A 19,498-nucleotide genomic window follows, 5' to 3' on the forward strand; every position below is an offset into this window, starting at 1 on the left:
AACGATCAAGGGCGGAACTTTCCGCCCTTTTTTGATCTTTTTTCCACTGGTATGTCCTGTTAATTAACACAACATTGAAATAGTTTTTTGAGTTACTATTAACTCATTATGATTATTACCCACCGTTCCCCTCAATGAATGCTTCCCGCCAGCGCTTAACGCCTGCATTAGTCCTGCTGATGTCGATCGCTACAGGTTTGTCGGTAGCTAGCAATTATTATGTGCAGCCTCTGCTTCATACCATCGCTCAACAGTTTGATCTCTCAGTCAATCTAGCGGGATTTATCGTGACAGTCGCACAACTCGGCTATGCCTGCGGATTACTGCTGCTGGTTCCGCTGGGCGACATGCTGGAGCGGCGCGGACTGATCGTTGTCATGAGTTTGCTGGCCGCAGGCGGCATGGTGATCACGGCCTTCTCCTCTTCGTTTGCCTTGTTACTGCTCGGTACGCTGATTACTGGCCTGTTTTCGGTCGTCGCACAAATTCTGGTGCCGCTGGCCGCCACGTTGGCCGATCCAGATCGGCGCGGGAAAATTGTCGGCACGGTAATGAGCGGCCTGTTGTTAGGCATTTTGCTGGCGCGAACTGTTGCAGGTTTATTAACGCAGTTTGGCGGATGGCGTACCGTTTACTGGACCGCCAGCCTCTTAATGGCGCTGATGGCCGTGGCCTTGTGGCGCTTTTTGCCATCGACCAGGCAATCGGTTTCGCTGAATTATCCTCAACTGTTACGGTCCATTTTCCGTTTATATGCTGAAAATCGAGTGATTCGCACCCGCGCTTATACCGGTTGTCTCTCTTTCGCGAACTTCAGTGTAATGTGGACTTCGATGGCATTTCTGATCTCTTCGCCACCTTACAATTTTTCGGAAAGCCAGATAGGTCTGCTGGGTTTGGTTGGCGCGGCAGGTGCGCTGGCGGCACGTCAGGCGGGTGCGTTAGCCGATAAAGGCAAAGCAAAACTGACGACCAGCGCTGGCCTACTGATCATGCTGGCATCGTGGGCCGCTATTGCGTTGGGAGCACATTATCTTACTGCGCTGATTATCGGTATTTTGCTGCTCGATCTGGCTGTGCAAGCCGTTCACATCACCAATCAAAGCGTAATTTATGCGCAAAAGCCGGAGGCACGTAATCGCCTCAACGCCGGTTACATGACCAGCTATTTTATCGGGGGTGCCTTCGGTTCACTCTTGTCAGCCAATGCTTACCATCTTGCGGGTTGGTATGGCGTCTGTGCTGCAGGTGCCTTAATGACATTAGTGAACCTTTTGATTTGGTGGCGAGGACACCGTTTTGAGAATGTTTAGGAAACGTAAAAGCGCCACCAAACTTTTGGTTGTGTCTGGTCACATTTGATTGGCTTTGTTATTGTTAGGCATAAAGCTATTCACTAAAGTTATTTTTTCTCGCGAAATTATTTGCTTTCGCACCGTTTTGATAGCGCATGCTGCCGCTGTTTGGCGCAGCGGGCGCGGGTTTCGCGCCCAAGGTCAGGGATAGACCTGGAATCACCCGATGTTGACAGTGTGATCGTTCCCAATCACCAGCGGAAAATATGACCACGATTATTCTGTCACCATAGTTATTATACTAGTTGCAATTAGTGAGGTTTTTTTAAATGGAAAGTTCGTTTACTCCCATTGAACAGATGCTAAACATCCGTGCTAACCGCCATAAAGATTTCCCGTTGCAGGAGATCATTCTGACGCGCCTGTGTATGCACATGCAGGGAAAGCTGTTAGACAACCGCAACAAAATGCTCAAGGCGCAGGGAATTAACGAAACCTTGTTTATGGCGCTGATTACGCTGGATGCGCAAGAAAACCAGAGCATCCAACCCTCAGAACTCAGCTCAGCGCTGGGCTCGTCGCGCACCAATGCTACGCGCATTGCCGATGAGCTGGAAAAGCGCGGCTGGATTGAACGTCGTGAAAGCGAACACGATCGCCGTTGCCTGCACCTGCATCTGACCGAAAAAGGCAATGACTTCCTGCGACAGGTTCTGCCGCCACAGCATCAAAGCCTGCAATATTTGTGGTCATCTTTGTCGGTAGATGAGAAGTCACAACTGGAAGGGATTACCCGTAAGTTGCTTAACCGCTTAGATAAAATGGACGAAGATCAGCTTATCGCCTCGCTGTCGCGCTAATAGCAAGAAGTGCGACACAATCACCTTTCGAAACCGTTATTTTAATCCCCTTTTTATCAGGCCAGCGCTCAGTCGCTGGCTTTTTTCGACTCGGGCGTCTGCGAGAAGGGATCCCCGCACCCCGGTTAAATGGAAAACGTGGAGAACGACATGAGTGCAACGGCAGAAGCACAAAGCCCGCAACAGCCTGGAAATAAAAAGAAAAAGCGCAAAGTTGTGCTAACAGGGCTGGCGATCATCTTTGTGCTGATCGGTATTGCGTGGCTGGTTTATTGGTTTTTGGTGCTGCGTCACTATCAGGAAACAGATGACGCTTATGTTGCCGGTAACCAGGTGCAGGTGATGGCACAGGTTTCAGGTAGCGTGAATAAAGTGTGGTTCGACGACACTGATTTCGTCAAAAAAGGAGATGTGCTGGTTTCGCTGGATAAAACTGATGCCGAACAGGCGTTTGAAAAAGCGCAAACGGCGTTAGCCACCAGCGTACGTCAAACGCATCAGCTGATGATTAACGGCAAACAATACCAAGCCAGCATCAAGCTACAGCAAACTGCTTTGCAGCAAGCCGAAGCCGATCTAAAGCGCCGCGAACCACTAGGCGCTTCTAACCTGATTGGTCGTGAAGAGCTGCAACACTCGCGTGATGCAGTAGCCACAGCCAAAGCACAGCTCGATGTCGCTGAACAGCAATACAACGCGAATCAGGCGATGATTCTCCAGACCTCGCTGGAAAACCAGCCAGCGGTAAAACAGAGCGCCGCAGAGCTACGTGATGCCTGGTTGGCGTTGCAGCGTACCGATATTCGTAGCCCAATGGATGGATATGTTTCGCGTCGTAGCGTGCAAGTTGGTTCACAGATCAGCACCAGCACGCCGTTAATGGCAGTGGTGCCTGCCACCAATTTGTGGGTGGATGCCAACTTTAAAGAGACTCAGCTGGCAGGCGTGCGTATCGGCCAGCCCGCCACCGTGGTCGCTGATATTTATGGCGATGAAGTGGTTTATCACGGCAAAGTTGTGGGGCTTGATATGGGCACCGGCAGCGCCTTTTCGCTGTTGCCCGCGCAGAACGCAACCGGGAACTGGATCAAAGTGGTTCAGCGTCTGCCGGTACGTATCGAGCTGAATCAGCAAGATATTGCTCAACACCCGCTGCGTATTGGCCTTTCAACTTTGGTGAAAGTGGATACCAGCGTGACGGGCGGCAGTGCGCTGGCCACCAGCGTACGCCAACAAGCGGCTTACAGCAGTAATGCGCTGGCGATTGACCTCATGCCGGTTAATCAGCTGATCACCGATATCGTCCGCGCCAACGCCGGATGATGATGCGGAGGCTGTAATGGCACAAAAACCGCTTGAAGGGATGCCGCTGGTCTTAATGACCATCGCGTTGTCGCTGGCGACGTTCATGCAGGTACTGGACTCGACCATTGCTAACGTGGCTATTCCTACTATTGCCGGTAATCTCGGCGCCTCGAACTCACAAGGCACATGGGTCATTACCTCGTTCGGGGTGGCAAACGCTATCTCGATCCCGATTACCGGCTGGCTGGCAAAACGCATTGGTGAAGTGAAGCTGTTCACGTGGGCGACCATCCTGTTTGCTATCGCCTCTTGGGCGTGCGGCATGTCAGAAAGCCTGGAAATGCTGATTTTCTTCCGCGTGATTCAAGGCATTGTTGCTGGCCCGCTGATTCCGCTGTCGCAAAGTTTGCTACTGAGTAATTACCCTCCGGCGAAGCGCAGTATCGCGCTGTCGCTGTGGGCGATGACGGTGATCGTGGCCCCTATTTGTGGCCCGATTCTCGGTGGCTGGATCAGTGACAATTATCATTGGGGTTGGATCTTCTTCATTAACGTGCCAATTGGGGCGGTGGTGGTGATGTTAACGCTGCAGACCTTGCGTGGCCGCGAAACCAAAACCGAAATACGTCCTATTGATATGGTCGGGTTAGTGTTGTTGGTGGTCGGCATTGGTTGTTTGCAGGTGATGCTGGATCGCGGCAAAGAGCTCGACTGGTTTAGCTCAACGGAGATCATTGTGCTAGCCGTTGTGGCGGTGATTGCCTTGGCTGTGCTGCTGGTTTGGGAGCTGACTGACGACCATCCCATAGTCGATTTGTCGTTGTTTAAATCACGTAATTTCACTATCGGCTGTTTGTCGATTAGCCTGGCTTACATGCTCTACTTCGGCTCAATTGTTTTGCTGCCGCAGCTATTGCAGGAGGTATATGGCTACACGGCAACCTGGGCAGGACTGGCGTCAGCGCCGGTCGGGATTATCCCGGTTATCCTGTCGCCAATTATTGGCCGCTTTGCCCATAAGCTGGATATGCGTCGTCTGGTGACCTTCAGCTTTATTATGTATGCCGTCTGTTTTTACTGGCGTGCTTACACGTTCGAACCAGGCATGGATTTTGGCGCATCGGCATGGCCGCAGTTTATTCAGGGCTTTGCGGTAGCGTGCTTCTTTATGCCGCTGACGACGATTACTTTGTCGGGTTTGACGCCGGATCGCCTGGCGGCAGCCTCAAGTCTGTCGAACTTTGTCCGAACGCTAGCGGGCTCGATTGGCACGTCGATTACCACTACCCTGTGGACCGATCGCGAATCCATGCATCACAGCTATTTGTCGGAATCTGTAACGCCGTATAATGTTAATTCGCAGCAGATGTACGATAAGTTGGAAAGTATGGGCATGACACATCAGCAAGCGTCAGCTTATATCGCGCAGCAAATTACCAATCAGGGATTGATCATCTCGGCAAACGAGATTTTCTGGGCATCGGCGGGAGTATTTTTGATTCTGCTGGTGCTGATTTGGTTTGCGCGTCCACCTTTTGGTGCGGGTGGCGGCGGAGGCGGTGCGCACTAACGCTAAAAAGCAAAACGGGCCTTTCGGCCCGTTTTTTTATGCGTTTTGACGCCACCATTCGGCGAGCAATACGCCGGTCGCAACCGAGACGTTGAGGCTTTCAACGTTACCGGTTCCGCCGATTGACACACTCATGTCGCCCTGCTGGAAAGCACTGTCCGACAAGCCTTCGCGCTCTTGGCCCAATACCAACACCATTTTGGCCGGCAATTTAGCCTTCGCCAATGGCGTACCTTCATGGCTTGACGTCGTGACAATGGTGTAACCGGCTTTACGGAACGCTTCAAGTCCTTCGTTGAAGGAATAAGCACTGATGGATTGCACGTGCTCTGCTCCACCTTCTGCGGTGCGAACAGCCGCACCCGATTCCAGCAGCGAGGCATCATTCACCAGCACACCTTTCACACCGAAGTGTGCGCAGCTTCGCATAATGCCGCCGAGGTTGTGTGGGTTGCTGACATCTTCCAACGCTAAGATGCAATCTTTTTCATCGGCTTTGCTCAACCACTCTGATACTGCCATGCCCATGCGTTTTTTAATCAGGAAGCAAACGCCGCCATGATGTTCAGTGCCTGAAGCTTTGGTGATCTCAGCATCTTCTACTACATGGTAGGCTTTGCGGTTTGCTGCTAACCAGCGCAGCGCTTCACGGAAACGCGGCGTCACTTCCTGAACAAACCAGGCGCGTACAATCGCTTCCGGGCGGCTCTGGAACAGCGCCTGACAGGCGTTTTCACCATAAACACGCGTCTCTTCTAAACGCTGACGGCGAATCTGTTCTGGATCGACAAAACTTTTACCGCTGATGCCGCCGTGATCGGGTTTGTCATCTGCTGCTTCAGTTGAAGCAGACGGCGGACGGGAAATGGTACGCCAAGGTGAATCTTCGCCGCCACCGCGTGGTTTACGGCTGTCGTCGAAACGGTCATTGCGTGGACCTGAAGAGCGACCTTCGTTGCGGTCGTTGCGCGGGCCTGAAGAGCGGCCTTCATTACGGTCACTGCGAGGGCCAGAAGGACGCGCTTCGCTGCGATCACCATATGGACCGGAAGAACGGCCTTCATTACGGTCATTGCGTGGACCTGAAGAGCGGCCTTCATTACGTTCAGTGCGGGGACCAGAAGAACGACGAGTATCTTCCTGGCGGGCAGCGGGACGGCCACCTTTGCCTGTACGAGGATTGGGTGCACGTGCACTTTTATCGTCCTCGCCACGCACATACATCACTTTGACCTTACCACTTTTGCCTTTAAATTCGTCGTTCATTTGTTCCTCCTGCATTGAGAGCGCGAAGATTACCTGATGTGCTGGCGCTTAGCTATCAACTATTGAACCTATTGGGAAATCCAAATTGAGCGGTTCTGTTACCCCTTTCATAATGGACAATAAATACCAGACTGACACGTTCCAACCTCAGAGGTTCCTATGAATACGGTATGTGCTTCCTGCCAGGCAACCAATCGCGTTCCGCAAGAACGACTTGCCGATGGAGCAACATGTGGTCGCTGCGGCACCGCGTTATTTAATGGCGAAGTGATTAGCGCTACTGCTGCCACGCTAGACAAGTATCTGCAAGATGATTTGCCGGTTGTGGTCGATTTTTGGGCCCCTTGGTGCGGGCCTTGCGTGAACTTTGCGCCGGTATTCAAAGATGTTGCCGGTGAACGAAGCGGACAAGTGCGCTTTATTAAAGTTAACACCGAAGCCGAACCTGCGCTTAGCGCGCGTTTCCGCATTCGCAGCATTCCTACTATTATGCTGTTTAAGAAAGGCGAAATGGTTGACATGCTTAACGGTGCAATGCCAAAAGCGCCGTTTAATGAATGGCTCGACGAATCGCTTTAATCCTCAAAGGCCAGCCACGCTGGCCTTTTCCTTTTCTGTTGCGCTTCGATTACACTGACGTTTTTCCTGTCCCGAATAATCATGTCTGATAACGCCGTATTACGCCTGCGTACTCAACGCCTGGCGCGCGCCACGCGCCCTTTTCTCGCTCGCGGTAACCGTGTGTTGCGCTGTCAGGGTTGCCTGTTGCCAGAAAAACTCTGCCTCTGCTCCTCAATCCAGCCACAAACGGCACGCAGCCGCTTTTGTCTGGTGATGTTTGATACGGAACCGATGAAACCAAGTAATACCGGGCGTTTGATTGCCGATATTCTGCCGGAAACGCAGGCTTTTGGTTGGTCGCGCATCGAACCGGATCCGTTATTACTGCAAGCCGTGGCTAATCCCATGTATCAACCGCTGGTGGTTTTTCCTGCTGCCTATGCTGATCCTGACCGCGAAGTGTTAACTGCCCCGCCGCTGAGCGGTAAACCGCCACTGTTTATTATGCTGGATGGTACCTGGAGCGAAGCGCGTAAAATGTTCCGCAAAAGTCCGTGGCTGGATGCGTTGCCGGTGATGTCGCTCAATGTCAGCACACCGTCGCGTTATACCCTGCGTGAAGCGCACGGTGAGGGGCAACACTGTACCGCCGAAGTGGCGGCAGCGCTGCTTGAACAAGCAGGAGATCGATTCGCAGCCGATGCACTACTTAACCATTTCGAGCAATTCCGCGCCGCCTACTTAGCCGGTAAACCGCATCATCCTGGCCAGGCAACAGAAATCTGAAGAAGATCTGTAGCTTGCGATCTGCCGGGCGGCAGGGTCGCTAAAAAGCGTTTACAATCATGCAAATCCTGAGCTCTGGAGAGCGAGATGAGCCAACGCGGACTGGAAGCGCTGTTACGACCTAAATCGATTGCGGTGATTGGTGCTTCAGTAAAGCCCGGGCGTGCCGGGTATTTTATGATGCGCAATCTGTTGGCGGGCGGCTTTAGCGGCCCGGTTCTGCCGGTCACGCCAAAATACAAAGCGGTCAGCGGCGTACTCGCCTGGCCCACCATCGACAGTTTACCTTTCGCACCCGATCTTGCAGTGATCTGCACTCACGCCCGACGCAATTTTGAACTACTGCAACAGCTCGGTGAAAAAGGCTGCAAAGCCTGCATTATTCTCTCCGCTCCTGCCAGCCAGTTAGAAGAGCTTAAAGCCTGTGCTAGCCGATGGCAGATCCGTTTGCTCGGCCCCAACAGTTTAGGCTTGCTCGCGCCGTGGCAAGGTTTAAATGCCAGCTTTTCGCCAGTACCGATTGAAAAAGGCCGTATCGCGTTTATTTCGCAATCCGCTGCCGTTTCCAACACTATTCTGGACTGGGCGCAGCAGCGTAACTTGGGATTTTCCTGGTTTATCGCTTTAGGCGATAGTTTAGATACTGATGTTGACGATCTGCTCGACTTCCTCGCTCGCGACGGCAAAACCAGCGCCATACTGCTCTATCTTGAACACCTAAGTGATGCGCGACGCTTTGTCTCTGCTTCGCGCAGTGCATCGCGTAACAAACCCATTTTAGTGATAAAAAGTGGCCGCAGCCGGCAGGCACAAGCGCTACTCGGCACCCACAGCGGGCTGGATGCCGCCTGGGATGCTGCAATTCAACGCGCCGGATTGCTGCGGGTGCAGGACACACATGAACTCTTCACAGCCGTGGAATCATTGAGTCATATGCGTCCACTGCGCGGCGAGCGTTTAATGATTGTTAGCAACGGCGCTGCGCCGGCCGCGCTGGCGCTTGATGAACTTTATGCGCGTAACGGCAAGTTAGCGACGCTGAATGCAGAGACACTACAGCAGCTCGCCGACGTATTACCAGAAGGGACCGGCTACGGTAATCCATTGGATTTAAAAGACGATGCTACGCCAGAGCGCTACGTTGCCTGCATCAATATTCTGCTGAATAGCCATGATCTTGATGCATTGATGATAATCCATGCACCTAGCGCCGTTGCGCCTGCTACGGAATCAGCAGAGCAGTTGATCAACGCGATTTCTCAGCATCCGCGTGGCAAGCTGGTTACGCTGCTGACCAACTGGAGCGGTGAGTTTTCATCGCAGGCTGCACGACGTGCTTTTACCCAAGCAGGGATCCCAACCTGGCGTACGCCTGAAGGTACGGTGACGGCATTTATGCATCAGGTGGAATATCGGCGTAATCAAAAGCAGTTACGTGAAACGCCAGCCCTGCCCACCAGCCTGACGCAAGATAGCGCGCAGGCACATCAGTTACTGTCTCAAGCGTTGGAAAAAGGCATTACCTCGCTTGATACGCATGAAGTTCAACCCGTCTTAGACGCATACGGTTTAGCGACATTACCTACATGGATCGCCAGCGACAGCGCGGCGGCGGTGGCCATTGCAGAGCAGATTGGTTATCCGGTAGCGCTTAAGCTGCGCTCGCCAGATATCGCGCATAAATCAGATGTACAAGGCGTGATGCTTTATTTGCGTAACGCTGCAGAGGTGCAAGGTGCGGCAGACGCGATTTTTGATCGCGTTAAACACACTTTGCCCCAGGCACGTATCGAAGGTTTATTAGTGCAAAGCATGGCGAATCGCGCGGGAGCACAAGAACTGCGTGTGGTTGTTGAGCATGACGCCCTGTTTGGTCCCATTATCATGTTGGGAGAAGGTGGCGTTGAGTGGCAAGCCGATAAACAAGCTGCCGTTGCGCTGCCACCGCTGAACATGACGCTGGCGCGTTATCTGGTGATTCAGGCGATTAAAAGTGGCAAAATTCGCAGCCGTAGCGCGTTGAACCCGCTTGATATTGCTGGCTTGAGTCAATTGCTGGTGCAGGTATCTAACCTTGTGGTGGATTGCCCGGAGATTCAGCGGCTCGACATCCATCCGCTGCTGGTGTCTGGCAATGACTTTACCCTGCTCGACGTGACGCTAAACCTTGCCCCTTTCAGCGGTGACAATGAAGCGCGCTTGGCCATTCGTCCTTATCCTCAGCATCTTGAAGAACAGGTTGAATTAAAAGATGGTCAATATTGCCTGTTCCGGCCTATTTTGCCTGAGGATGAGCCGCTGCTACGCGATTTTATTGGACAGGTCACTAAAGAAGATCTCTATTATCGCTATTTTAGCGAGATCAATGAATTTACTCATGACGATCTCGCCAATATGACGCAGATTGATTATGACCGTGAAATGGCGATTATTGCCCTCCGACAGCATCAGGGGCAGCCAGAAATTATTGGCGTGACGCGGGCCATTTCTGATGCAGATAATGTCGATGCGGAGTTTTCGGTGCTCGTGCGCTCTGATTTGAAAGGCCTTGGCATGGGACGACGTTTACTGGAAAAGATGATTCGCTATACCCGCGATCACGGTCTGCAACAATTGAACGGTATCACCATGCCCCATAATCGCGGCATGATTACTTTGGCGCGAAAACTCAACTTTCATGTTGATATTCAATTGGATGACGGTATTGTCAGTCTTAAATTGTCGCTGCAGGATGATATCAACTAACCTTGTAGAGAAAGGTAAAAATCGCCCCGATCGGCGTCGTTGATGTTATTATTTATCGTTATGACCCTGATTTGATGGCAAAAGGCCATGCAATGAACAGAGAAGAAGTGCACTGTGATGTTGTCTAAATTTAAACGTAATAAACACCAACAACACCTCGCACAGCTGCCGAAACTGTCACAATCCGTTGCGGATGTGTCGACACTTTACTCGCCTGCCGAATTTCGTCAGACGCTGCTGGAGAAGATCGCGGCAGCGCAATCCCGCATTTGCATCGTTGCGCTTTACCTGGAAAATGATGATGGCGGTCGCGCTATCATGAATGCACTCTATGCGGCGAAACAAGCGCGCCCGCATTTGGATATCAGCATTCTGGTTGACTGGCATCGTGCGCAGCGTGGACGTATTGGCGCCGCTCGCGGCCTGACCAACGCTGACTGGTATTGCGAGATGGCGACGCAGCATGCGGATATCGCTATTCCCGTTTACGGCATTCCGGTAAATACGCGTGAAGCGCTCGGTGTACTGCATCTTAAGGGCTTCATCATTGATGATACGCTGCTTTATAGCGGTGCCAGCCTGAACGACGTCTATCTGCATCAGCATGATAAATACCGTTATGACCGCTATCAGATAATCCGAAATCCAGTGCTGGCTGATACCATGTTTGAATGGATGAATATCAACATAAAGCAGGCAGAAGCAGTAAATCGGCTGGATTTTGCTGAACGCCCTTCAAGCCCGGAAATTAAAAACGAAACTCGCCAGTTCCGTCAGGATCTGCGCGGTTTTAATTATCAGTTTGAAGGTAACGGACATAATGAAGAGCTGACGGTAACGCCGCTTGTGGGATTGGGCAAACGCAGCTTACTGAACAAGACCATCTTTCATTTGATGCCTTGCGCGGAGCAAAAACTGGTAATTTGCACGCCTTACTTTAATATGCCCGCGATTTTGGTCAGAAATATCATCCTCTTACTGCGTCAGGGCAAGAAGGTTGAGATTATTGTTGGCGATAAAACAGCTAATGATTTCTATATTCCTGAAGATCAGCCGTTTAAAATTATCGGCGCTCTGCCTTATCTCTATGAAATTAATCTTCGCCGCTTCTTGAGTCGCTTACAGTATTATGTGGATAACGATCAGCTAGTTGCGCGATTGTGGAAAGATGGCGAAAACAGCTATCACCTGAAAGGGATATGGGTCGACGATGAATGGCAGCTGATTACCGGTAATAACCTTAATCCGCGTGCATGGCGACTCGATCTTGAAAATGCAGTATTGATTCACGATCCGCTGCAACAGCTTACGGAGCAACGTGAAAAAGAGTTAACGTTGATTCGTCAGCATACGACTGTGGTGAAACATTATCGCGAGCTGGAAAGTATTGCCGATTACCCTGCAAAGGTGCGCAAACTTATCCGCCGCCTGCGTCGTATCCGTATCGACCGTTTGATCAGTCGCATTCTATAATCGGCGTGGGCTTTTCAGTAAAACCCACCCGTATTTTGCTGTTTGCTGCCGTGCTCTGTAGCGGTTGTGCTCACGTCGCTGAAGATCGCTGGACAGGCAAGGATAAAGCAGAGCATTTCTTTGCTTCAGCGGCTTTGGCTGCGGCTGGTAGCGAATATGGCGATCATCAGCACCTCTCCATGCGTCAAAGCAGCACGATAGGAATGATGTTTTCTCTGAGTTTTGGCGTCGGGAAAGAGTGGTTTGACAGCCGCCACGATGGCAGCGGCTGGAGTTGGAAAGATTTAGCCTGGGATGTTGCCGGAGCGTCTAGCGGCATCGCTTTGTGGAATTGGAGCCATTAAAGCTTGATGCCCTTGCCACGTTTGTGCAGCATTAGTGAGACTAAAAATGCCAGCGCGCCCATTGCCGAAACGTACCAGAAGAAGGTCGTTTCAATTCCCTGTTGCTTCATCAACAAGGCAATGTATTCTGCCGATCCTCCAAAAATTGCATTCGCAACCGCGTAAGATAAACCCACACCTAATGCTCGCACCTGCGGCGGAAACATCTCAGCCTTCAAGATGCCACTGATCGCGGTATAAAAGCTGGTGATGAGTAAGGCAAGCATAATCAGTAGAAAAGCGATCCATGGACTTTGTACATTTTGCAGCAGAGTCAGGATTGGAACAGTACAGATCGCTGCACCCGCCCCGAAGATCATCATCGATCCACGTCGACCAATCTTATCTGACAATGCCCCAATGGCGGGTTGCAACAACATGAAGAACAGCAATGCGCCAGTCATCAATCCGCTCGCTGTTTTAGCATCCATACCTGCTGTATTAACTAAATACTTCTGCATATAGGTTGTGAAGGTATAAAAGCTGAGTGAGCCGCCGGCTGTAAAACCTAAGACCATTAAAAAAGCACGCGTATGATTACGCAGCAATCCACCAACGCTGCCTGCATCTTTATGTTCACGGCTTTTCTTGTCAGAGGTTTCTTCCAGAGATCGACGCAGCCATAACGCCACAATAGCCAGTGCTGCACCAAGGAAAAACGGGATACGCCATCCCCAGTTACGCAGTTCCTCGTCACTGAGGGTGAACTGCAATATGACCACCGTCAACACTGCCGTTAATTGGCCACCAATCAGGGTGACATATTGAAAAGAAGCGTAGAATCCTTTACGTCCTTCAAGCGCGACTTCACTCATATAGGTTGCGCTAGTACCGTATTCGCCTCCCACTGATAAGCCCTGAAACATACGTGCCAGCAACAAAATAATGGGTGCAGCAACCCCGATGCTTTCATAGCCAGGCAAACATGCAATGACCAGTGATCCAAAACACATCATGCATACGGAGATCAGCATTGATTTCTTTCGGCCATGGCGATCTCCAATATAACCAAATAACCATCCCCCAATGGGTCGCATTAAAAAACCAGCGGCAAATACGCCGGCTGTTTGCAGCAACTGCGTTGTGGTATCGCCTGCCGGAAAGAAAATATGTGCGAAGTAGAGTGAGAAAAATGAATATACATAGAAATCAAACCACTCAACTAAGTTGCCCGATGATGCACCTACGATGGCCCAAATGCGTTTTTTTGTTGAATCAGGATGCGAGCTTTCGTCGCTTTGGTTTTTGATGATATCTGTCATGCCTTGCCTCTTTTCCTTGCTGATAAGCAGCGTTAAAGGATTGAGTAAAGCATTTGTTAAGGGCATACGGGAAGTGGATCAACTCTGATATTGCGATTTGTGACTGGACCGATTATTTGCTTGTAACACATGCAATTTTTACAGGGAATACCTGTATAAATTGTTGTTGAGAGCTGGCTATATTGAGTGATTTAAAAACAAATAGGTACCAGAAATCGCTTTATGGCGGGAGGGTACTGAGGAAAGCGCTGAGGCCTTAACCGGCGGGCACGTTATTGCCGTGGCCGGCGATGCCTGCCCGGCGCTTCACGTCCCCGTTCTGAACATCAGCCGGCCTGACCGGGTGGCTGACTTTATCGCCGGCTGGCTTGCCGGCCGCTGAGCCGGCGGTATTTAGCGCTTGCCGCTGCCGTCTGCCCGGATGCAGGACGTAAAAAAGCCCTTTGCGGATGCAAAGGGCTTTTTTACTTATTTGATGCCTGGCAGTTCCCTACTCTCGCATGGGGAGACCCCACACTACCATCGGCGCTACGGCGTTTCACTTCTGAGTTCGGCATGGGGTCAGGTGGGACCACCGCGCTACAGCCGCCAGGCAAATTCTGTTGTCCCGCGCCGCCTTCGCCGCGCAGGGTTATCCGCTGAACAAGCTGAAAATCTCTGTCTCTACAACCAAAACGCCTCTGGCGTTGTAAGGTTAAGCCTCACGGGTCATTAGTACCGGTTAGCTCAACGCATCGCTGCGCTTACACACCCGGCCTATCAACGTCGTAGTCTTCAACGTCCCTTCAGGACCCTCAAGGGGTCAGGGAAAACTCATCTCGGGGCAAGTTTCGTGCTTAGATGCTTTCAGCACTTATCTTTTCCGCACTTAGCTACCGGGCAGTGCCACTGGCGTGACAACCCGAACACCAGCGGTGCGTTCACTCCGGTCCTCTCGTACTAGGAGCAACCCCCCTCAGTTTTCCAGCGCCCACGGCAGATAGGGACCGAACTGTCTCACGACGTTCTAAACCCAGCTCGCGTACCACTTTAAACGGCGAACAGCCGTACCCTTGGGACCTACTTCAGCCCCAGGATGTGATGAGCCGACATCGAGGTGCCAAACACCGCCGTCGATATGAACTCTTGGGCGGTATCAGCCTGTTATCCCCGGAGTACCTTTTATCCGTTGAGCGATGGCCCTTCCATTCAGAACCACCGGATCACTATGACCTGCTTTCGCACCTGCTCGAGCCGTCACTCTCGCAGTCAAGCCAGCTTATGCCATTGCACTAACCTCACGATGTCCGACCGTGATTAGCTGACCTTCGTGCTCCTCCGTTACTCTTTAGGAGGAGACCGCCCCAGTCAAACTACCCACCAGACACTGTCCGCAGCCCGGATTACGGGCCTACGTTAGAACATCAAGCATTAAAGGGTGGTATTTCAAGGTTGGCTCCACGCGGACTGGCGTCCGCGCTTCAAAGCCTCCCACCTATCCTACACATCAAGGCTCAAGGTTCAGTGTCAAGCTGTAGTAAAGGTTCACGGGGTCTTTCCGTCTTGCCGCGGGTACACTGCATCTTCACAGCGAGTTCAATTTCACTGAGTCTCGGGTGGAGACAGCCTGGCCATCATTACGCCATTCGTGCAGGTCGGAACTTACCCGACAAGGAATTTCGCTACCTTAGGACCGTTATAGTTACGGCCGCCGTTTACCGGGGCTTCGATCAAGAGCTTCTCCTTGCGGATAACCCCATCAATTAACCTTCCGGCACCGGGCAGGCGTCACACCGTATACGTCCACTTTCGTGTTTGCACAGTGCTGTGTTTTTAATAAACAGTTGCAGCCAGCTGGTATCTTCGACTGGCTTCAGCTCCGGGAGCAAGTCCCTTCACCTACGCGCCAGCGTGCCTTCTCCCGAAGTTACGGCACCATTTTGCCTAGTTCCTTCACCCGAGTTCTCTCAAGCGCCTTGGTATTCTCTACCTGACCACCTGTGTCGGTTTGGGGTACGATTTTGTGTTACCTGATGCTTAGAGGCTTTTCCTGGAAGCAGGGTATCAGTTACTTCAGCACCGTAGTGCCTCGTCGTCACGCCTCAGCCTTGAGGCCGTCCGGATTTACCTGGACTGCCAGCCTACACGCTTAAACCGGGACAACCGTCGCCCGGCTAACCTAACCTTCTCCGTCCCCCCTTCGCAGTAACACCAAGTACAGGAATATTAACCTGTTTCCCATCGACTACGCCTTTCGGCCTCGCCTTAGGGGTCGACTCACCCTGCTCCGATTAACGTTGAACAGGAACCCTTGGTCTTCCGGCGAGCGGGCTTTTCACCCGCTTTATCGTTACTTATGTCAGCATTCGCACTTCTGATACCTCCAGCAGACCTCACAGTCCACCTTCGACGGCTTACAGAACGCTCCCCTACCCAACGGCGCTTGCGCGCCGCTGCCGCAGCTTCGGTGCATGGTTTAGCCCCGTTACATCTTCCGCGCAGGCCGACTCGACCAGTGAGCTATTACGCTTTCTTTAAATGATGGCTGCTTCTAAGCCAACATCCTGGCTGTCTGTGCCTTCCCACATCGTTTCCCACTTAACCATGACTTTGGGACCTTAGCTGGCGGTCTGGGTTGTTTCCCTCTTCACGACGGACGTTAGCACCCGCCGTGTGTCTCCCGTGATAACATTCTCCGGTATTCGTAGTTTGCATCGGGTTGGTAAGCCGGGATGGCCCCCTAGCCGAAACAGTGCTCTACCCCCGGAGATGAGTTCACGAGGCGCTACCTAAATAGCTTTCGGGGAGAACCAGCTATCTCCCGGTTTGATTGGCCTTTCACCCCCAGCCACAAGTCATCCGCTAATTTTTCAACATTAGTCGGTTCGGTCCTCCAGTTAGTGTTACCCAACCTTCAACCTGCCCATGGCTAGATCACCGGGTTTCGGGTCTATACCCTGCAACTTAACGCCCAGTTAAGACTCGGTTTCCCTGCGGCTCCCCTATACGGTTAACCTTGCTACAGAATATAAGTCGCTGACCCATTATACAAAAGGTACGCAGTCACCCCATAAAAGAGGCTCCCACTGCTTGTACGTACACGGTTTCAGGTTCTGTTTCACTCCCCTCGCCGGGGTTCTTTTCGCCTTTCCCTCACGGTACTGGTTCACTATCGGTCAGTCAGGAGTATTTAGCCTTGGAGGATGGTCCCCCCATATTCAGACAGGATACCACGTGTCCCGCCTTACTCATCGAGCTCACAGCTTGTGCACTTTTGTGTACGGGACTATCACCCTGTACCGTCGGACTTTCCAGACCGTTCCACTAATGCACAAGCTGATTCAGGCTCTGGGCTGCTCCCCGTTCGCTCGCCGCTACTGGGGGAATCTCGGTTGATTTCTTTTCCTCTGGGTACTTAGATGTTTCAGTTCCCCAGGTTCGCCTCGCAACACTATGTATTCATGTTGCGATGATGCACTGAGTGCACCGGGTTTCCCCATTCGGACATCGACGGCTGTAGCGGTTCATATCACCTTACCGTCGCTTTACGCAGATTAGCACGTCCTTCATCGCCTCTGACTGCCAGGGCATCCACCGTGTACGCTTAGTCGCTTAACCTCACAACCCACAGGCGTTTTGCAACGCTGCGTGCTGTAAGCATTTGAGAGACTCGAACGCGTCGCCTGTGCACCCCTTATTACGGAGGGATGCGGCGCGCGTCGTTTCAATTTTCAGCTTGTTCCGGATTGTTAAAGAGCAGTAAAACTTCGCAATGCACTCGAAAATGCATTCTGAAGTTTTGTTTGGGTATCAACGGGGGAGTTGATGGTGGAGCTAAGCGGGATCGAACCGCTGACCTCCTGCGTGCAAGGCAGGCGCTCTCCCAGCTGAGCTATAGCCCCAAAAGTCTGGTAAAACCCGTCGACCAGTGATCCTGACGAACAGGATTTGGTAGGCCTGAGTGGACTTGAACCACCGACCTCACCCTTATCAGGGGTGCGCTCTAACCACCTGAGCTACAAGCCTGCCGGGGTTTTACTGCTTCTTTACTTTTCTATCAGACAATCTGTGTGAGCACTTCGCGGGAGGTATCTTCAGGTAAGGAGGTGATCCAACCGCAGGTTCCCCTACGGTTACCTTGTTACGACTTCACCCCAGTCATGAATCACAAAGTGGTAAGCGCCCTCCCGAAGGTTAAGCTACCTACTTCTTTTGCAACCCACTCCCATGGTGTGACGGGCGGTGTGTACAAGGCCCGGGAACGTATTCACCGTGGCATTCTGATCCACGATTACTAGCGATTCCGACTTCACGGAGTCGAGTTGCAGACTCCGATCCGGACTACGACGCACTTTGTGAGGTCCGCTTGCTCTCGCGAGGTCGCTTCTCTTTGTATGCGCCATTGTAGCACGTGTGTAGCCCTACTCGTAAGGGCCATGATGACTTGACGTCATCCCCACCTTCCTCCGGTTTATCACCGGCAGTCTCCTTTGAGTTCCCGACCGAATCGCTGGCAACAAAGGATAAGGGTTGCGCTCGTTGCGGGACTTAACCCAACATTTCACAACACGAGCTGACGACAGCCATGCAGCACCTGTCTCAGAGTTCCCGAAGGCACCAAAGCATCTCTGCTAAGTTCTCTGGATGTCAAGAGTAGGTAAGGTTCTTCGCGTTGCATCGAATTAAACCACATGCTCCACCGCTTGTGCGGGCCCCCGTCAATTCATTTGAGTTTTAACCTTGCGGCCGTACTCCCCAGGCGGTCGACTTAACGCGTTAGCTCCGGAAGCCACGCCTCAAGGGCACAACCTCCAAGTCGACATCGTTTACGGCGTGGACTACCAGGGTATCTAATCCTGTTTGCTCCCCACGCTTTCGCACCTGAGCGTCAGTCTTCGTCCAGGGGGCCGCCTTCGCCACCGGTATTCCTCCAGATCTCTACGCATTTCACCGCTACACCTGGAATTCTACCCCCCTCTACGAGACTCAAGCCTGCCAGTTTCAAATGCAGTTCCCGGGTTGAGCCCGGGGATTTCACATCTGACTTAACAGACCGCCTGCGTGCGCTTTACGCCCAGTAATTCCGATTAACGCTTGCACCCTCCGTATTACCGCGGCTGCTGGCACGGAGTTAGCCGGTGCTTCTTCTGCGGGTAACGTCAATCGACGCGGTTATTAACCGCATCGCCTTCCTCCCCGCTGAAAGTACTTTACAACCCGAAGGCCTTCTTCATACACGCGGCATGGCTGCATCAGGCTTGCGCCCATTGTGCAATATTCCCCACTGCTGCCTCCCGTAGGAGTCTGGACCGTGTCTCAGTTCCAGTGTGGCTGGTCATCCTCTCAGACCAGCTAGGGATCGTCGCCTAGGTGGGCCATTACCCCGCCTACTAGCTAATCCCATCTGGGCACATCCGATGGTGTGAGGCCCGAAGGTCCCCCACTTTGGTCTTGCGACGTTATGCGGTATTAGCTACCGTTTCCAGTAGTTATCCCCCTCCATCGGGCAGTTTCCCAGACATTACTCACCCGTCCGCCACTCGTCACCCAGAGAGCAAGCTCTCCTGTGCTACCGTCCGACTTGCATGTGTTAGGCCTGCCGCCAGCGTTCAATCTGAGCCATGATCAAACTCTTCAATTTAAGTTTGATTTGCTTAAACAAGTTAAGCGGTGCTCATCTGTAAAACGTCATAATGAATTTCATTATGTGTTCACTCGTGAGGCTTGATATTTTTTACGTCCTAAGACGCTGATATCCATCCTGCGAGTGCCCACACAGATTGTCTGATAAATTGTTAAAGAGCAGTGCGAACAGCGGCTTAGCCGGTCTGTCGCGAGGGGCGTATAATACGCTTTCCCTCCTCAGAGTCAACCTCTTTTTCAGAAGCTTTTCTCCGGCGACCCAGTTTCCTGTGTCTCCTGAACCGCCATCCCGTTGCCGGTTTGCCGTGTCAGTGGAGGCGCATTATAGGGAGTTCTTCCGGGCTGACAAGTGCTAATCTCAAGTTTTTAT

The 19,498-nt window shown here is 52.1% G+C and carries 11 protein-coding genes, 2 tRNA genes and 3 rRNA genes; 9 read left to right on the top strand and 7 right to left on the bottom strand.

Annotated features, from left to right (window positions below; genetic code table 11):
- Positions 1-134 precede the first annotated feature (134 nt).
- The 4 genes from ACF2G4_RS10020 (at position 135) to emrB (ending at position 5,030) form a co-directional block, all read left to right on the top strand.
- Positions 135-1,313, top strand: coding sequence for an MFS transporter (locus tag ACF2G4_RS10020; protein WP_409074763.1), 1,179 nt, complete (start codon positions 135-137; stop codon positions 1,311-1,313).
- 311 nt (positions 1,314-1,624) lie between these two features.
- On the top strand, positions 1,625-2,155 hold the full coding sequence (mprA, locus tag ACF2G4_RS10025; RefSeq protein ID WP_215845803.1) for a transcriptional repressor MprA: 531 nt from the start codon (positions 1,625-1,627) through the stop codon (positions 2,153-2,155).
- Between the two features lie 150 nt (positions 2,156-2,305).
- Positions 2,306-3,478, top strand: coding sequence for a multidrug efflux MFS transporter periplasmic adaptor subunit EmrA (emrA, locus tag ACF2G4_RS10030; RefSeq protein ID WP_215845802.1), 1,173 nt, complete (start codon positions 2,306-2,308; stop codon positions 3,476-3,478).
- 16 nt (positions 3,479-3,494) lie between these two features.
- Positions 3,495-5,030: a multidrug efflux MFS transporter permease subunit EmrB gene (emrB, locus tag ACF2G4_RS10035; RefSeq protein WP_215845801.1), complete on the top strand. Its 1,536-nt coding sequence runs from the start codon at positions 3,495-3,497 to the stop codon at positions 5,028-5,030.
- Positions 5,031-5,066: 36 nt separating this feature from the next.
- Here emrB and ACF2G4_RS10040 read toward each other — a convergent pair whose 3' ends face one another.
- On the bottom strand, positions 5,067-6,296 hold the full coding sequence (locus ACF2G4_RS10040) for a tRNA/rRNA methyltransferase (RefSeq protein WP_243077363.1): 1,230 nt from the start codon (positions 6,294-6,296) through the stop codon (positions 5,067-5,069).
- Positions 6,297-6,455: 159 nt separating this feature from the next.
- Here ACF2G4_RS10040 and trxC point away from each other — a divergent pair, with 159 nt between their 5' ends.
- The 5 genes from trxC (at position 6,456) to ACF2G4_RS10065 (ending at position 12,205) form a co-directional block, all read left to right on the top strand.
- Entirely contained in the window at positions 6,456-6,875 is a 420-nt protein-coding gene (gene trxC / locus ACF2G4_RS10045; protein ID WP_215845799.1) for a thioredoxin TrxC, read from the top strand.
- An 81-nt stretch (positions 6,876-6,956) separates the two neighbouring features.
- Complete coding sequence (locus ACF2G4_RS10050; RefSeq protein WP_243077362.1) at positions 6,957-7,643, top strand: tRNA-uridine aminocarboxypropyltransferase; 687 nt, start codon at positions 6,957-6,959, stop codon at positions 7,641-7,643.
- An 87-nt stretch (positions 7,644-7,730) separates the two neighbouring features.
- Complete coding sequence (locus ACF2G4_RS10055) at positions 7,731-10,388, top strand: bifunctional acetate--CoA ligase family protein/GNAT family N-acetyltransferase (protein ID WP_332625279.1); 2,658 nt, start codon at positions 7,731-7,733, stop codon at positions 10,386-10,388.
- A 117-nt stretch (positions 10,389-10,505) separates the two neighbouring features.
- Positions 10,506-11,861, top strand: coding sequence for a CDP-diacylglycerol--serine O-phosphatidyltransferase (pssA, locus tag ACF2G4_RS10060; protein ID WP_409075970.1), 1,356 nt, complete (start codon positions 10,506-10,508; stop codon positions 11,859-11,861).
- Between the two features lie 5 nt (positions 11,862-11,866).
- Positions 11,867-12,205: a YfiM family lipoprotein gene (locus ACF2G4_RS10065; protein ID WP_409074764.1), complete on the top strand. Its 339-nt coding sequence runs from the start codon at positions 11,867-11,869 to the stop codon at positions 12,203-12,205.
- On the opposite strand, the gene ACF2G4_RS10070 is transcribed toward ACF2G4_RS10065, so the two are convergent.
- The 6 genes from ACF2G4_RS10070 to ACF2G4_RS10095 form a co-directional block, all read right to left on the bottom strand.
- The gene (locus ACF2G4_RS10070; RefSeq protein ID WP_409074765.1) at positions 12,202-13,506 is read right to left on the bottom strand and encodes an MFS family transporter; all 1,305 of its coding nucleotides are present in this window, start codon (positions 13,504-13,506) and stop codon (positions 12,202-12,204) included. The genes ACF2G4_RS10065 and ACF2G4_RS10070 overlap by 4 nt on opposite strands.
- A 477-nt stretch (positions 13,507-13,983) precedes the next feature.
- Positions 13,984-14,099 (bottom strand): 5S ribosomal RNA (gene rrf / locus ACF2G4_RS10075).
- Between the two features lie 97 nt (positions 14,100-14,196).
- Positions 14,197-17,103 (bottom strand): 23S ribosomal RNA (locus tag ACF2G4_RS10080).
- A gap of 208 nt (positions 17,104-17,311) precedes the next feature.
- Positions 17,312-17,387 (bottom strand) — tRNA-Ala (locus tag ACF2G4_RS10085).
- A 47-nt stretch (positions 17,388-17,434) separates the two neighbouring features.
- Positions 17,435-17,511 (bottom strand) — tRNA-Ile (locus tag ACF2G4_RS10090).
- A gap of 73 nt (positions 17,512-17,584) precedes the next feature.
- Positions 17,585-19,126: ribosomal RNA gene (locus ACF2G4_RS10095) — 16S ribosomal RNA — on the bottom strand.
- The 16S, 23S and 5S rRNA genes sit together here with 2 tRNA genes alongside, the layout of an rRNA operon.
- Positions 19,127-19,498: the final 372 nt, after the last annotated feature.

The sequence above is a fragment of the Pantoea phytostimulans genome (assembly GCF_046118715.1).
Classification (GTDB): Bacteria; Pseudomonadota; Gammaproteobacteria; order Enterobacterales; family Enterobacteriaceae; genus Pantoea; species Pantoea phytostimulans.